The following is a 15,464-nucleotide window of genomic DNA, read 5'->3' as shown; positions in this document are numbered from 1 at the left end:
CTTGAATGCCGGTAGCCAATGAGCCTCCATCCGCAACTGCAAGCCATCACCGAGCGTGTCATCCGCCGCAGCGCTGCGTCCCGCGCCGCCTACCTGGCCGCGATCGACGCCTCGCTGCGTGACGGCCCGTTCCGCAGCCGCCTGAGCTGCGGCAACCTCGCCCACGGCTTCGCCGCCTGTGGCGGCACCGACAAGAGCCGCCTGCGCGGAGGCGTCACCGCCAACCTGGGCATCATCACCGCTTACAACGACATGTTGTCGGCGCACCAGCCGTTCGAGACCTACCCCGAGCAGATCCGACAGATCGCCCGCGAACTGGGCGCGACCGCGCAGGTGGCCGGTGCCGTACCGGCCATGTGTGACGGCGTCACCCAGGGCCGCGGTGGCATGGAACTGTCGCTGTTCTCGCGCGATGTGATCGCCCAGGCGACCGCGATCGGCCTGAGCCACGACATGTTCGACACCACCGTCTACCTGGGTGTGTGCGACAAGATCGTGCCCGGCCTGCTGATCGGCGCGCTGGCCTTCGGCCACCTGCCGGCAGTCTTCGTGCCGGCAGGCCCGATGACCCCAGGCATTCCGAACAAGCAGAAGGCCGAAGTGCGCGAGCGCTACGCCGCCGGCGAAGCCACGCGCGAGGAACTGCTGGAAGCCGAATCGGCGTCGTACCATGGCGCCGGCACCTGCACGTTCTATGGCACCGCCAATTCCAACCAGGTGCTGCTGGAAGCGATGGGCGTGCAGCTGCCGGGCGCGTCGTTCGTGAACCCCGGCACGCCGCTGCGCGATGCGCTGACCCGCGAAGCCACCGAGCGCGCGCTGGACATCACCGCGCTGGGCGACGATTTCCGTCCGCTGGGCCGCATCATCGACGAGCGCGCCATCATCAACGCGGTGATCGCGCTGATGGCCACCGGCGGTTCGACCAACCACACCATCCACTGGATTGCCGTGGCCCGTGCGGCTGGCATCGTGCTGACCTGGGACGATTTCGACGAGCTGTCGCAGCTGATCCCGCTGCTGGCGCGCGTCTATCCGAACGGCGAGGCCGACGTGAACCGCTTTGCCGCCGCCGGTGGCCCGGCCTTCGTGTTCGGTGAACTGATCAAGGCCGGGCTGATGCACGGCGATCTGGTCAGCGTGGCGCGCGGCGGCATGGCCGACTACGCGCGCGAGCCGCAGTTGCGCGATGGCCAGCTGGTCTACCTGCCGGGGCTGGAACGCAGCGCCGACGACGAGGTGGTGCGCGGCGTGGACAACCCCTTCGAGAGCCAGGGCGGCCTGCGCCTGCTGCGTGGCAACCTGGGCAAGTCGCTGATCAAGCTGTCGGCGGTGAAGCCGCAGTACCGCACCATCGAGGCCCCGGCCGTGGTGGTCGATGCGCCGCAGGTGCTGAACAAGCTGCACGCCGCAGGCATGCTGCCGCAGGATTTCGTGGCGGTGGTGCGTTACCAGGGCCCGCGTGCGAACGGCATGCCGGAACTGCATTCGCTGGCGCCGTTGCTGGGCCTGCTGCAGAACCAGGGCCGGCGCGTGGCGCTGGTTACCGATGGCCGTCTGTCGGGTGCGTCGGGCAAGATTCCGGCCGCCATTCACGTGACGCCGGAAGCGGCGCGCGGGGGTCCGCTGGGCAAGGTGCGCGAGGGCGACATGATCCGTCTGGACGGCGAGGCCGGCACGCTGGAAGTGCTGGTGGATGCGGCCGAATGGGCGGCGCGTACGCAGGCGCCGAATACCGCGCCGGCGGCGAACGATATGGGCCGCAACCTGTTTGCGATCAATCGTCGTGTGGTTGGGCCCGCGGACCAGGGCGCAATTTCGATTTCGTGTGGTCCGGCGGCGGCCGATGGTGGGCCGTGGGATTACGACGCGGAGTACGAGCTGGGGCACGATGCGGCTGCGGCGGCGGCGCCGCATGAGGCGAAGGACGCCTGAGGGTTTGAAGAGCGTTGCGGGTTTGTCGCGGCGGTGGGTTTGCTGGTTGAGGGCGCGGTCAGCCCCAGCCGGAACACGCCGTAAACCCCTCCTTGGGGGCTCGTAGGCGCCATCCATGGCGCCTGCGGTCCCGGCTGGGGCTGACCGCGCCCTCCTGACACTCTCCGGCGCGTCAACGCCGCGAAGTGATCGTTGAAGAGCACAAATAGAGCGAAAGCGAAGGCAAGGGCAAAAGCATGGGTATCGAGCAACATCAGGTTAAGGCGGCGGAGATGCTGCGGGCGGCGGGTATTCTGCCGGTGGTGACGATTCATACGCTGGAGCAGGCGCGCGCGGTCAGTGCGGCGCTGCTGGAGGGCGGTCTGCCGGCCATCGAGCTGACCCTGCGTACGCCGGTGGCGATGGAGGCGCTGGCCATGCTCAAGCGCGAGCTGCCCGATGTAGTGGTGGGTGCCGGTACGGTACTGACCGTGGAGCAGATGCAGCAGGCCATCGATGCCGGTGCGGATTTCCTGGTCACTCCGGGTACGCCGCCGGTGCTGGCCGATGCGCTGGCGGCGGCGCCGCTGCCGGTGGTGCCGGGTGCGGCCACGCCGACCGAGCTGCTGTCGCTCTACGCGCGCGGTTTCCGCGTGTGCAAGCTGTTCCCGGCCACGGCCGTGGGTGGCCTGGCGATGATCAAGGGCCTGGCTGGGCCGGTGGCTGACCTGAAGCTGTGCCCCACCGGTGGCATCACCGAAAACACCGCCGCCGAATACCTGGAGCAGAAGAACGTGGTCTGCATCGGTGGTTCGTGGATGGTGCCGGGCAACTGGATCGCCGATGGCCAGTGGGACAAGGTGCGCGAAAGCGCCGCCCAGGCCGCGAAGATCGTCAAGCGCGTCCGCGGCCACTGAAGAACTACGGGGTCAGAGCCCTTTCCCGCCGGGAAAGGGATCCGACCCCGGGGTCCGCTGACCCCAGGCCACGAGCGCGCAACGCGCGCGACCCGCTCCCGCTCCTCCTTCTTCATTCCGCGGTGGCGGCGCACGGAAACTATCCGTGGCCCTGCGGAGGGATTGCGCAGGGGCGTGAGCGCCATGGATGGCGCGACCGAGCCTCCAGGGATGGATTCACGGCGTCCCCTGCGCAATCCCTCCGCAGGGCCACCCTCCAGAATCTGACCGCACCACCACCGCGAGGGGCTGCGCCGTTGGCTGGAATTCTTACAGCGGCCGTGCCGGATCCACCAGCCCGTACTGGCTGGCCATGCGCGCCAGCGCGATGTTGTCGTGGATACCCATCTTCTCGAACAGGCGCGCCTTATGCGTGTTCACGGTCTTCGCGCTCAGGCTCAGGCGCCGGGCGATGTCTTCCTGGCGCAGACCCTGGGTCAGCAGCAGGGCCACTTCCAGTTCGCGCGGTGACAGCGTATCGAACGGCGAGGCGTTGCCTTCCACCGTGGACAGCGCCAGGTTCTGCGCGATGCTGGTGCCCAGGTAGCGGCGACCGCCGGCCACGTCGCGCACCGCGCGCAGCAGTTCCTGTGCATCGCAGCCCTTGCCGATGTAACCGGCCGCACCGGCCTCCAGCAGGCGCTTGGGCAGCGGCCCGTCTTCCAGCACCGATACGATCACCACACGCGTGGCGCGGTGACTGCGCACGATGCGCTCGGTCACCTCCATGCCACTGACACCGGGCAGGTGCAGGTCGCACAGCACCACGTCCGGCAGCAGCTGGCGGACCTCGCGCAGGGCGTCCTCGCCGGTCTCGGCTTCGCCCACGACCTCGATGTCGGGTTCCCCCGACAGGATCATTTTCATCCCGGTGCGGACCAGCGCGTGGTCATCCACCAGGTAGACTCGAATCGTCATCCACGTCCCTCTTCGAATGCGGCCATCGGGGGCCAAGCTAGGCGTGCGCCATGGCACATCGCAAGCGCGGAAACTGCGCAAAAACGGCGTTCTGCCTTGCGCATCACATTCTTCACGCGCCGATTCCGTCCCTGGCCCCGTAAAACCCCCGACATCGAAACTACACATCCATTGCGCGGCGTCCCAAACGGGACAGCCACGTCAATCCCCTGTTGCGATCGCTTCGCTGGCCCTCGCTGGCGGCGAACCGTGACGCCGCCAAGGATGCCGGCGACGGAACATGACCAGATAGCACCCTACCACCCAAACGAGCGCGGCACACCATCCGGCCAGGATGTCCGAGGGATAGTGCACGCCCAGATAGACCCGGGACACGCTCACCAGCAGGCTGAACGCGGGGGCCAGCACCAGTACCGGCCATCGCCAGCGGGTGTTCCAGGCCAGCAGCACCAGGGTCATCGCCAAGGTCATCGAGCCCATGGCATGGCCGCTGGGGAAGCTGAATGTCGATTCCGGCGCGATCGATTCCCACAGACTGGGACGGTCACGCTGGAAGAACTGCTTGCTGCCCATGTTCAGCAGCGCCGAACCGACGAAGCACACGGCCACGAACGTCGCTTCGCGCCAGCGCCGCCGCCAGGCCAGTGCGCCCACGATCAGCACGTCGGCGGGAATCAGGAACCATTCGTAGCCCAGCCGCGACAGCAGCACGAAGAACGTGTCCAATGCCGGCGAGTGCAGGCCGTGCATCTGCCACAGCAACGGCGCATCAAAATGGAACGATTCGAATTCGTGCACCTCGTCGGCCAGCGCCACGAAGCCGGCCAGCGGCAGCAGCACGCCGGCAAACAGCAGCAGCAGGCGCCAGGCGTTGCGCGCCATCCAGTGGCGGAAGCCGGACGCCGGCTCCGGCGCGGCCAGGATGACGGGCTTATCCTGCGCTTCGGACATAGGTACGTTCGACGTACTCGTCGATCAGGGCAACGAACTCCTGGGCAATGTTCTCGCCGCGCAGGGTCACCTTCTTCTCGCCATCGACGAACACCGGTGCGGCCGGCGTCTCACCGGTACCCGGCAGGGAAATGCCGATGTTGGCGTGGCGCGACTCGCCCGGGCCGTTGACGATGCAGCCCATCACCGCCAGGGTCATGTTCTCCGCACCCGGGTGGTGGATCTTCCACAGCGGCATCTTCTCGCGCACGTGGTTCTGCACCACCTTGGCCAGTTCCTGGAAGAATTCGGAGGTGGTACGGCCACAGCCCGGGCACGCGGTCACCAGCGGGGTGAAGGCGCGCTGGCCGGTGGTCTGCAGCAGTTCCTGGGCGACAATCACTTCCTGCGTACGCGACTGCCCCGGTTCGGGGGTCAGCGAAATGCGGATGGTGTCACCGATACCTTCCTGCAGCAGCACGCTCAGCGCCGCGGCCGAGGCCACGATGCCCTTGCTGCCGATGCCGGCTTCGGTCAGGCCCAGGTGCAGGGCGAAATCCGAGCGCTGGGCCAGGTCGCGGTACACCGCGATCAGTTCCTGCACGCCACTGACCTTGGCCGACAGCACGATGCGATCGCGCGGCAGGCCCAGTTCCACCGCCTGCTCGGCCGAATCCAGCGCCGAGCGGATCAGTGCTTCGCGCAGCACGCGGCCGGCATCCCAGGGCTGTTCGCGATGGTTGTTCTCGTCCATCAGCTTCGCCGCCAGGGCCTGGTCCAGCGAACCCCAGTTGGCACCGATGCGCACCGGCTTGTTGTAGCGCACGGCGAATTCGATCAACTGTGCGAACTGCAGGTCTTTCTTCTTGCCGAAGCCGACGTTGCCCGGGTTGATGCGGTACTTGGCCAGCGCCTCGGCGCAGGCCGGCTCGGCAGTCAACAGCTGGTGGCCGTTGTAGTGGAAATCGCCGATCAGCGGTACGTCGATGCCCATCATCGCCAGCTTGTCGACGATGCGCGGAATGGCCGCGGCCGCTTCAACCGTGTTGACGGTCAGGCGCACCATTTCCGACCCGGCACGCCACAGCTCGGCCACCTGCTTGGCGGTGGACGCCACGTCGGAGGTGTCGGTGTTGGTCATCGACTGCACCACCACCGGCTTGCCGCCGCCTACAGTGACCCCGCCGATCTGGACGGCATGGGTCTGGCGGCGCGGCCAGGCGGTGGCATCGGAGGGGGGCGTGGGGCGGGTGACGGCGTCGTGCATGCGGCCATTCTACCGCCCGCCCCTGCATTCGGGGTGGGTCGCATTCAGCGGCCAGCGCGTCTGCGGCCGATTGTCGCAGGCAGCCCGTGCGATGAACGAATACGATGGGCAGGCATGACCGGACCCGACGCCCCGTTCCTTCGTACCCTGTGCAGCCTGCGATGGCTGGCCGTGGCCGGCCAGGCGGCCACCATCCTGGTCGCCACCTGGGTGCTGGGCCTGCCGTTGCCGCAGCAGCCCCTGTGGGCTGGCGTGGCCGTGCTGGCCGTGTTCAACCTGTACACCCAGCTGCGCCCGGAAGCGGGCGATACCGCACCGCTGACCGCGTTCGGGCACATCCTGGTGGACGTGATCATCCTGACCTGGATGGTCGGCTGGAGCGGCGGCATCGCCAACCCCTTCGGCTCGCTGTTCCTGATCCTGATCGCGCTGGCCGCCTTCGCCCTGCCCCGTCGCTGGGCGCTGGCGGTGGCCGGCGCCTGCCTGCTGGGCTACGCCGCCAGCGGCGTGTTCGGCCAACCCCTGCCCGCCGGCTACTTCCGCGCGCTGGACCTGAACCGCTGGGGCGTGGTTGCCAACTTCCTGCTGTCCGCGGCGGTCGTGCTGACCTTTTCCACCCGCCTGGCGACGGCCCTGCGCCAGCGCGAACTGGAACTGTCGGCGCTGCGCGAACGCTTCGCCCGCAACGAAGGCATCGTCGCCCTGGCCACCCACGCTGCCTCGGTGGCGCACGAACTGAACACCCCGCTGGCGACCATGACCCTGCTGGCCGATGACGTGGCCGAGCGCAGCGAAGAGCCGGAAGTGCGCGAGGACATGGAAACCCTGCGCGAACTGCTGGTGCAGTGCCGTGAACGCGTGCTGGCGCTGGCCGCGCCGGCATCCACCGATGGCCCCGGCCGCAGCCATTCCAGCGCGCAGCAGGTGCTGGAGCAGTGGCGGCTGGTGCGGCCGACCATCGACCTGCACCGCAACGACGACGCGCCGCTGCGGCTGCCGCTCGATCCCGGCGTGGGCCACCTGCTGATGGTGCTGCTGAACAACGCCGCCGATGCGGGCGAACAGGCCGGACGGCCGCGCGTGGACCTGGACCTGCGCATCGAAGGCGACGACCTGATCGGCGAAGTGCGCGATTACGGGCACGGCTTCAACGCCCGTGCCGCGGTGCTGCCGGGCCGGCTGTTCGGCAGCAGCAAAAGCGAAGGCATGGGCGTGGGCCTGGCCCTGTCCCATGCCACCATCGAACGCCTGCAGGGCGAGATGTGGATGCGCCCGGCCCAGGGGGCCGGCAGCCGCGTCGGCTTCCGCCTACCGCTGGCCCCACGCGAGGACACCCCATGAACGCCTCACCCCTTGGCCTGCTGGTCGACGACGACGAACTGTACCTGCGCACCCTGCAGCGCAGCCTGGCCCGCAAGGGCCTGGAAACGCAGACCGCACAGGATGCGGCCAGCGCGCTGATGCTGGCACGCCAGCACCCACCTGCATTCGCCCTGATCGACCTGAAGCTGGGCAACGATTCGGGCCTGGCCCTGATCCAGCCGCTGCGCGCGCTGCGTGCGGACATGCGCATCCTGCTGGTGACTGGTTACGCCAGCATCGCCACGGCGGTGGAAGCGATCAAGCTGGGCGCCGACGATTACCTGCCCAAGCCGGCCACGGTGCCGATGATCCTGCGCGCCCTGGGCGAAGAGGATGACGGCCCGGCCGATGACGGCGAAATGGAAGTACCCGATGCGATGACGCCGATCAGTCGCCTGCAGTGGGAACACATCCAACAGGCCATGCACGAGACCGGCGGCAATGTGTCGGCCGCGGCGCGGTTGCTGGGCATGCACCGGCGTTCGCTGCAGCGCAAGCTCGCCAAGCGGCCAAGCCCGGAGCGCGACCCGAGCCGTTGATGCGGGGTCGCGTTCGCCGGGCATGGCCCGGCGCTAGCGGGCGGGCATTACGTTCGCCGGGCATGGCCCGGCGCTACCGGATTTGCGCCAGGATCTCGCGGGTCATCGGATCGGCAATCGCCACATCCTCGCCCTGCAGCGCCGGCAGCAGGCCACTGGCCAGCTGCTTGCCCAGTTCGACACCGAACTGGTCGAATGCGTTGATGTTCCAGATGACCGACTGCACGTACACCGCGTGTTCGTACATGGCGATCAGCGCGCCCAGCGCCTGCGGGGTCAGCGCGTCGAGCAGGATCAGCGTGCTCGGGCGGCCACCCGGGTAATCACGGTGCGGGTCATCGCTGCCCTGGCCGTTGGCCAGCGCCTCGGTCTGCGCCAGCAGGTTGGCCAGCAGCGCCTGGTGGTTGACCGTGTACGGATCATCGTTGTGCACGCAGCCGATGAAGTCGGCCGGGATGATGCTGGTGCCCTGGTGCAGCGCCTGGAAGAAGCTGTGCTGCACATCGGTGCCCGCGCCGCCCCACCACACCGGCACGGTGTCGGTGGTGACCGGCTGGCCGTCGCGCTGCACGCGCTTGCCCAGGCTTTCCATCACCAGCTGCTGCAGGTAGGCCGGCAGCAGCGCCAGGCGCTGGTCATAGGTCATCACCGCGTGCGTGGCATGGCCCAGCACGTTGCGGTTCCAGATGTCGGTCAGGCCGTGCAGTACCGGCAAATTGCGCTCCAGCGGCGCGTCCAGCACATGCGCATCCATCTGCGCGGCGCCGTCCAGCAGCTGCTCGAAACGCTCGAAGCCGATGGCCAGGGCGATCGGGAAACCGACCGCCGACCACAGCGAATAACGGCCACCCACCCAGTCCCACATCGGCAGCACGCGATCGGCGGCGATGGCGAAGGCCTTGGCCGCACGCTCGGGGTTGGCGCTGACCGCGTACAGGCGCTCGCTGCCACCCAGCCAGTCGTGCAGGATCTGCCCGTTGAGCAGCGTTTCCTGGGTGCCGAAGGTCTTGGAAATCAGGATGCCGGCGGTGGTGGCCGGGTCCAGCGTGGCCAGCGTGCGCTGCATGGCGGCGCCGTCCACATTCGACACGAAATGCACGCGCAGGCGCGCGCCAGTGACCGGACGCAGCGCGTCGGCCACCAGACGCGGGCCAAGGTCGGAGCCACCGATGCCGACGCTGACCACATCGGTCACGCCACTGTCTTCCAGTGCGCGCACCAGCACGCCCATGCGCTGGCGGATCCCGCGCGCGGTGGCATAGGCCTCGGCCGCCACCGGCGCATCGACCCCATCGCCACGCAGCGCGGTGTGCAGCGCGGCGCGGCCTTCGGTCAGGTTGACCTGCTCGCCGCGGAACAGGCGCGTGATGGCACCGCCGACATCACGCTCGGCAGCCAGCGCCAACAGCGCCTGCAACGCCGCGGCATCGTATTTCTGCCGGGCGAAATTGACATACAACGGACCGACCCGCAGCGCCAGGTCCTGTACACGGCCGGGTTCGGCGGCGAGCAGACTGGGAATGCTTGCGCCCTTCAGGCGCTGGGCGTGGGAATGCAGCGAGTCGAATCCGTTGTTCGTTGTCATGCGGCCTGGGTCGGGATCGTGTCGTTGGTGTGGGTGATCTGGTTGTTGCCGTCCACGTACACCAGCTTCGGCTTGAAGCTGTCCGCTTCCTGCTCGGTCATGCTGGCAAACGCAGCGATGATGATGATGTCACCGACCTGCACGTGGCGTGCAGCGCCACCGTTGAGCGACACCACGCCGCTGCCGGCTTCGGCACGGATGGCGTAGGTCGAGAAGCGCGCACCGTTGGTCACGTCCCAGATGTGCACCTGCTCGAACTCGCGGATGCCGGTGGCAGCCAGCAGGTTGTCATCGATGGCGATGGAACCTTCGTAGTTCAGCTCGGAATGGGTGACGGTGGCGCGGTGGATCTTGGTCTTCAGCAGGGACAGGTGCATGGCACGGCACAACGCAAAGGAAAGCGGGGATTCTAGCACCCGCGTGGCGCCGGACATCACGGCTGGCAACTTGTTCAGGTAGCAGGCTGGAAGTGGGGCCAGAGCCCTTTCCCACCGGGAAAGGGATCCGCCCCCGTAGACATCAGAATTCCAGGTTGTCGATCAACCGGGTGCTGCCCAGGCGGGCGGCGATCAGCGCCACCCGGCCACCGCCGTCGAAGGTCGGCTCGGCCAGCTCGGGGGTGCGCAGCACCGCGTAGTCGACCTGGAAGCCGGCGGCCTGCAGCGCCGCGGTGGCATCGGCTTCGATCTGCGCCCGCGTGTGCCCGGCCACGTAGCCTTCGCGCATGCCCAGCAGGGTGCGGTGGATCGTGGTGGCCAGCGGTCGCTGCTGCGCATCCAGGTACTGGTTGCGCGAGCTCTTGGCCAGGCCATCGTCGTCACGCACGATCTCGGCACCGACGATCTGGATCGGGAAGGACAGCTCGGCCACCATCTGCTTGATCACCGCCAGCTGCTGGTAGTCCTTGCGGCCGAACACGGCCACGTCCGGCTGCACCTGCAGGAACAGGCGCGCGACCACCGTGCAGACGCCATCGAAGTGACCGGGGCGGCTGGCGCCCTCCAGCACTTCGCTCACGCCGGGGGCGTGCATCTGCGTGGTCTTGTCCACGCCCAGCGGGTACATCGCCTCGACGCTGGGCAGCCACACCGCATCGCAACCGACCTGCTCCAGCCCGGCCACGTCGGCTTCGGGCGTGCGCGGATAGCGGCTGAAGTCCTCATTCGGCCCGAACTGGGTCGGGTTGACGAAGATGCTGGCCACCACTTTATCGGCGTACTGACGGGCCAGGGCCACCAGCGAATGGTGGCCGCCATGCAGGTTGCCCATGGTCGGCACCAGCGCCACGCGCAGGCCCTGCTGCTTCCACTGTGCGATCTGCTCGCGCAGTGCGCCAAGTTCGTTGAAAATCTGGATCATTGGGCGTAGGCGTGCTGTTCGTCGGGGAAGCTGCCGTCGCGCACGGCATCGGCGTAGGCGCGGGTGGCACTGGCCACCGAACCGCCTTCGGCCAGGAAGTCCTTGACGAACTTCGGACGGCGGTGGCCGCTGTCCAGGCCGATGAAATCGTGCATCACCAGCACCTGGCCATCGCACTGCGGGCCGGCACCGATGCCGATGGTCGGCACGCCAACGGCGGCGGTCACTTCGGCGGCCACCGGGGTCGGCATGCATTCGAGCACGATCAGCGCGGCACCGGCGGCGGCCACGGCCTTGGCGTCTTCCACCAGCTGGCGCGCGGCATCGCCACGGCCCTGGATCTTGAAGCCGCCCAGGCGCAGCACCGACTGCGGGGTCAGGCCCAGGTGCGAACACACCGGAATCTCGCGCTCCACCAGGTAGCGCACGATGTCGACCTTGAAGCCGGCGCCTTCGATCTTGACCATCTCGGCACCGGCCTGCAGCAGCTGCAGCGAGGCGTCCAGCGCACGTTCCGGGGTGGCATCGGCGCCGAACGGCAGGTCGGCCACCAGCAGCGCCCGCTGCAGCACGCGCGACACCGCACGGGTGTGGTAGACCATGTCCGCCACGGTCACCGGCAGGGTGGAATCGTGGCCCTGCACGACCATGCCCAGCGAATCGCCGATCAGGATCAGGTCCACGCCATTGGCGTCGAAAGTGCGGGCAAAGCCTGCGTCGTAGGCGGTCAACATGACCAGCTTCTGGCCATTGCGCTTGGCTTCGGCCAGCGCGGGTACGGTCCAGGGCTTGCTGTCTGCGTGGGTGCTCATGTGCTGATAACCGGGGGAGATAACCCGGGCATTATCACCCTATCGGCGCGATCCCGCAGGCATCGACCCGCATCACTGCGTCCTGCACGCTGCCATGGCCGGGAATGGTCAGTTCCGGCGCGATTTCAGCCAGTGGCACCAGCACGAAGGCGCGCTGGTGCAGGTACGGATGCGGCACCTGCAGCGCAGGCGCGTCCACGGTCTGCTGGCCGTACAGCAGCAGGTCCAGATCCAGCGCGCGCGGGCCCCAGTGCACGGCCGGGTCGCGCACCCGGCCGAAACGCTGCTCCAGCGCCAACAGGGCCTGCAGCAGGTCCAGCGGCGCCAGCGCGGTATCCACGGCCGCCACCGCATTGACGAACGGCGGCTGGTCTTCGTTGCCCCAGGCCGGCGTGGCATACAGCCGCGATGCCCGCTGCAGGCGCGTGCCGGCCAGCGTGTCCAGCGCGGCAATCGCCGCGCGGACCGTGCCCGCCGCATCGCCCAGGTTGGCACCCAGGCCTATCCACGCAACGGTCATGTCTTACTCGGCGGCGCCGCCCGGGCCACCACTGCGACGGCGGCGACGGCGACGCTTGCGCGGCGCCCCGCCCTCTTCGTCGCCGCCCTCGGCGTGCATGGCATCAAGCGAGTGTTCCAGCTCGTTCCCCGACTGCGCCTGCGCCTCGCGCCAGAACTGCACATCGGCTTCGTGCTCGGCCGAGGCCACCTGGCGCAGCGACAGGAAATCGAAGGCGGCACGGAAGCGCGGATGGGTCAGTGTGCGGAATACTCGCTTGCGCTGGCGCGAACTGAAGCGCGACTGCAGCAGCCAGATTTCCTGCATCGGCAGCGAGAACCGGCGCGGCAGGGCGATGGTGCTCAGCTGCTGCACCGTCACCCGGTCGGCGGCGCGCCGCTGTGCTTCTTCCGGGGCCACGCCCTGCTTGAGCAGTGTGGCCTGGGCACGGCAGTAGGCCGGCCACAGCAGCAGCGCGAACAGGAACGCCGGCGAGACCGGTTCGTCGTTGGCCACGCGCGCATCGGTGTTGGCCAGGCCTTCCACCAGCATGCGGCGCAATGCGCCGGTGCGGTTCGACTTCAGCGCCTTGGCGCTTTCCGGGAACAGCACGTCCAGCAGGCCGTAGCGCTCCAGGCCTTCGAAACTGGCCACGCCGTGCCCGGACAGGAACAGCTTCAGCACCTCTTCGAAAAGGCGTGCCGGGGCCGCTTCGTTGAGCAGGCCGGCCAGCTGCGGGATCGGCGCGGCGGTGCCCTGTTCGATCTGGAACCCGAGCTTGGCCGCCAGGCGCACCGCGCGCAGCATGCGCACGGGGTCTTCGCGGTAACGCTGCTCGGGATCGCCGATCAGCTTCATCAGGCGTGCCTGCACGTCCTCGAAGCCGCCGACGTAGTCGCGCACCGAGAAATCCTCGATGGCGTAGTACAGGGCGTTGCAGGTGAAGTCGCGGCGCACGGCATCGTCTTCGATGGTGCCATAGACGTTGTCGCGCACCAGCATGCCGTTTTCCATTTCGCGGTCGCCGCTGCCGTCATCGCTGTTGGCACGGAAGGTGGCCACTTCGATGATCTCGCGGCCGAAGACCACGTGGGCAAGGCGGAAACGGCGGCCGATCAGGCGGCAGTTGCGGAACAGCTGCTTGACCTGTTCGGGCGTGGCGTCGGTGGCCACGTCGAAGTCCTTGGGTTGGCCATTGACCAGCAGGTCGCGCACTGCGCCGCCCACGAGGTAGGCGCCGAAACCGGCATCGCGCAGGCGGTAGAGCACGCGCAGGGCGTTCGGGCTGATCTCCTTGCGGGAGATCGTGTGCTGGTCGCGCGGAATGACGCGCAGGCTGAACGGAGATGGAGCAGGGGAAATGATGTTGGCGCTTCCGGTTGAAGTTTCGGGATTGCCCATTGGCATCGAGGTACCTATACTACCGCTCCTGCCTCGGCAGCGACATACATGCTCCCTTCGTCTAGTGGTTAGGACGTGGCCCTCTCAAGGCTAAAACAGGGGTTCGAGTCCCCTAGGGAGCACCAGTCGCCGCAGCAGGAACCGAAAAAGCCCGCCAATGTGCGGGCTTTTCTGTTTTCCGGGGGTTGATGGCTTCGGGTGCTTGGTCGCTGTGGCGCCGGCTTGCTATCGGCATGAGCCGGTGGGGTCACCCAGGCCAGGACACGCCGTTAACCCATCCATGGGGGCTCGTAGGCGCCATCCATGGCGCCTGCGGTCCTGGCCTGGGTGACCCCACCGTCTCCGGAAAGTTGATCGCGCACTGCGGCAGCAATCGGCCAGTGGCCCGCGGCTGCCGCGCACACCATGAAACTGTCAGGAGGGGGCAGGCCGCCTCCCCACGGAAAAGGAAGGCGCTGGAGCGCAGGTCGGCCGTCAGCCTTCCATCTGCTCCAGTTCCTTGCCCTTGGTTTCGCGGACGTAGCGGACCACGAAGAAGATCGAGAGGAAGGCGGCCAGGGTGTAGATGCCGTATGCGCCGGCCAGGCCGATGCCGGCCAGCAGCATCGGGAAGGTGACGGTGATGGCAAAGTTCGATGTCCACTGCGCCGCGCCGGCCACGGCCAGCGCCGAGCCGCGGATCTGGTTCGGGAACATTTCGCCCAGCATCACCCACATCACCGGGCCCCAGGACATGTTGAAGAACACCACGTAGACGTTGGCCGCCACCAGCGCCAGCCGGCCCATGCCGTCGGACAACTGCAGGCGCCCGTCCACCAGGCTGCCACTGGCGAACGCCACCACCATCAGCGCCAGCGACACCGCCATGCCCACCGAGCCGATCCACAGCAGCGGCTTGCGGCCGATCCGGTCGATCAGCAGCACCGTCACCAGGCAGGCGCCGATGCTCAGCGCACCGGACAGCACGTTGATCAGCAGCGCGTCGTTTTCCGAGAAGCCCACCGCCTGCCACAGCACAGCCCCGTAGTAGAACACCACGTTGATGCCCACCAGCTGCTGCAGCACCGCCAGGCCGATGCCCACCCAGACGATGCCACGCAGCTTGCCGCTGGCCTTGTCCTTCAGGTCGGCAAACGTGGGCCGGTGCTGGTCCTGGGCCAGGCTGCCCTCGATCTCTCCACGCTTCACCCGTGCCTCGGCCGGCCCGTACAGGCGGGCCAGCACCGCTTCGGCCTGCGCCTGCCGGCCCTTGGCCATCAGGAAGCGCGGGCTCTCGGGAATGGTCAGCAGCAGCACCAGGAACAGCAGCGAGGGAATGGCCTGCATCCAGAACATCCAGCGCCATGCCTCCTGCCCCAGCCACAGCGGCTCGGTGGACGCACCGGCCGCGCGCGCCAGCAGGTAGTTGCTCAGAAAGGCGGCGAACAGTCCGCTGATGATCGCCATCTGCTGCACCGTGGCCAGCTTGCCGCGATAGCGCGCCGAAGCCACTTCGGCAATGTAGGCCGGCGACATCACGCTGGCCGCGCCCACTGCGAAACCGCCGACCATGCGTGCGGCCACGAACAGCCACGAAGCATGCGCCGCGCCCGCGCCCAGCGCCGACAGCAGGAACAGCACCGCCGAAATGATCAGCACGCTGCGACGGCCCAGCAGGTCACCCAGACGCCCGGCCACGAAGGCGCCGATGGCGCAGCCCAGCAGCATCGATGCCACCTCGAAGCCCAGGGCCGCCTCGCTGGAATTGAACGCCTGGCGCAGGCCGTCGACCGTACCGTTGATCACGCCACTGTCGAAGCCGAACAGGAAGCCACCGAGGGTGGCAACGCAGCTGATCAGGACGATGAAGGCAGTGTTTTCGCCGCGCGTGCCGGCGTTTGCAGGAATCGCTGTGGACATTGGGTCTTCCGCAAAAAGGATGG

14 protein-coding genes and 1 tRNA gene are annotated in these 15,464 nt (G+C 68.0%); 5 read left to right on the top strand and 10 right to left on the bottom strand.

What is annotated here, in order from left to right; genetic code table 11:
- Nucleotides 1-18: 18 nt before the first annotated feature.
- Both edd and C1922_RS08040 read left to right on the top strand, forming a co-directional pair.
- Nucleotides 19-1,935 carry a phosphogluconate dehydratase gene (gene edd / locus C1922_RS08045; RefSeq protein WP_108749278.1) on the top strand — a complete coding sequence of 639 codons (1,917 nt, stop codon included), beginning with the start codon at nt 19-21 and terminating at the stop codon, nt 1,933-1,935.
- Between the two features lie 236 nt (nt 1,936-2,171).
- The gene (locus C1922_RS08040) at nt 2,172-2,831 is read left to right on the top strand and encodes a bifunctional 4-hydroxy-2-oxoglutarate aldolase/2-dehydro-3-deoxy-phosphogluconate aldolase (protein WP_108749277.1); all 660 of its coding nucleotides are present in this window, start codon (nt 2,172-2,174) and stop codon (nt 2,829-2,831) included.
- A 309-nt stretch (nt 2,832-3,140) separates the two neighbouring features.
- On the opposite strand, the gene C1922_RS08035 is transcribed toward C1922_RS08040, so the two are convergent.
- From C1922_RS08035 to ispG, 3 genes are all read right to left on the bottom strand, one after another.
- A complete protein-coding gene (locus tag C1922_RS08035) occupies nt 3,141-3,788 on the bottom strand; it encodes a response regulator (protein ID WP_108749276.1) in 648 nt (215 codons plus the stop codon).
- A 201-nt stretch (nt 3,789-3,989) separates the two neighbouring features.
- Nucleotides 3,990-4,739 carry a phosphatase PAP2 family protein gene (locus C1922_RS08030; RefSeq protein WP_108749275.1) on the bottom strand — a complete coding sequence of 250 codons (750 nt, stop codon included), beginning with the start codon at nt 4,737-4,739 and terminating at the stop codon, nt 3,990-3,992.
- Nucleotides 4,720-5,985, bottom strand: coding sequence for a flavodoxin-dependent (E)-4-hydroxy-3-methylbut-2-enyl-diphosphate synthase (gene ispG, locus C1922_RS08025; RefSeq protein WP_108749274.1), 1,266 nt, complete (start codon nt 5,983-5,985; stop codon nt 4,720-4,722). The genes C1922_RS08030 and ispG overlap by 20 nt, the downstream gene beginning before the upstream one ends.
- 114 nt (nt 5,986-6,099) lie before the next feature.
- Here ispG and C1922_RS08020 point away from each other — a divergent pair, with 114 nt between their 5' ends.
- Together C1922_RS08020 and C1922_RS08015 are read left to right on the top strand one after the other, a co-directional pair.
- Entirely contained in the window at nt 6,100-7,326 is a 1,227-nt protein-coding gene (locus C1922_RS08020) for an ATP-binding protein (protein WP_108749273.1), read from the top strand.
- Nucleotides 7,323-7,886 carry a response regulator transcription factor gene (locus C1922_RS08015; RefSeq protein WP_108749272.1) on the top strand — a complete coding sequence of 188 codons (564 nt, stop codon included), beginning with the start codon at nt 7,323-7,325 and terminating at the stop codon, nt 7,884-7,886. The genes C1922_RS08020 and C1922_RS08015 overlap by 4 nt, the downstream gene beginning before the upstream one ends.
- Before the next feature lie 73 nt (nt 7,887-7,959).
- Here C1922_RS08015 and pgi read toward each other — a convergent pair whose 3' ends face one another.
- From pgi to pcnB, 6 genes are all read right to left on the bottom strand, one after another.
- Nucleotides 7,960-9,471 (bottom strand): glucose-6-phosphate isomerase, encoded by a 1,512-nt coding sequence (gene pgi, locus C1922_RS08010; RefSeq protein ID WP_108749271.1) that lies wholly within the window; start codon nt 9,469-9,471, stop codon nt 7,960-7,962.
- Nucleotides 9,468-9,848: an aspartate 1-decarboxylase gene (gene panD / locus C1922_RS08005; RefSeq protein WP_006432456.1), complete on the bottom strand. Its 381-nt coding sequence runs from the start codon at nt 9,846-9,848 to the stop codon at nt 9,468-9,470. The genes pgi and panD overlap by 4 nt, the downstream gene beginning before the upstream one ends.
- A 142-nt stretch (nt 9,849-9,990) precedes the next feature.
- A complete protein-coding gene (gene panC / locus C1922_RS08000) occupies nt 9,991-10,830 on the bottom strand; it encodes a pantoate--beta-alanine ligase (RefSeq protein ID WP_108749270.1) in 840 nt (279 codons plus the stop codon).
- Nucleotides 10,827-11,642: a 3-methyl-2-oxobutanoate hydroxymethyltransferase gene (panB, locus tag C1922_RS07995; protein WP_108749269.1), complete on the bottom strand. Its 816-nt coding sequence runs from the start codon at nt 11,640-11,642 to the stop codon at nt 10,827-10,829. Before panB ends, panC begins: the two co-directional genes overlap by 4 nt.
- A gap of 34 nt (nt 11,643-11,676) precedes the next feature.
- On the bottom strand, nt 11,677-12,162 hold the full coding sequence (folK, locus tag C1922_RS07990; protein WP_108749268.1) for a 2-amino-4-hydroxy-6-hydroxymethyldihydropteridine diphosphokinase: 486 nt from the start codon (nt 12,160-12,162) through the stop codon (nt 11,677-11,679).
- A gap of 3 nt (nt 12,163-12,165) precedes the next feature.
- Nucleotides 12,166-13,542: a polynucleotide adenylyltransferase PcnB gene (pcnB, locus tag C1922_RS07985; protein WP_108749267.1), complete on the bottom strand. Its 1,377-nt coding sequence runs from the start codon at nt 13,540-13,542 to the stop codon at nt 12,166-12,168.
- Between the two features lie 50 nt (nt 13,543-13,592).
- Between pcnB and C1922_RS07980 the strand changes: the two genes are divergently transcribed.
- Nucleotides 13,593-13,667 (top strand) — tRNA-Glu (locus C1922_RS07980).
- 349 nt (nt 13,668-14,016) lie between these two features.
- On the opposite strand, the gene C1922_RS07975 is transcribed toward C1922_RS07980, so the two are convergent.
- Complete coding sequence (locus tag C1922_RS07975) at nt 14,017-15,441, bottom strand: sugar porter family MFS transporter (protein ID WP_108749266.1); 1,425 nt, start codon at nt 15,439-15,441, stop codon at nt 14,017-14,019.
- Between the last annotated feature and the right edge of the window lie 23 nt (nt 15,442-15,464).

The organism is Stenotrophomonas sp. ZAC14D2_NAIMI4_7 (genome assembly GCF_003086675.1).
Classification (GTDB): domain Bacteria; phylum Pseudomonadota; class Gammaproteobacteria; order Xanthomonadales; family Xanthomonadaceae; genus Stenotrophomonas.
The sequence above is the reverse complement of the archived record's forward strand: the minus strand, read 5'-3'. Positions and strand labels throughout refer to the sequence as shown.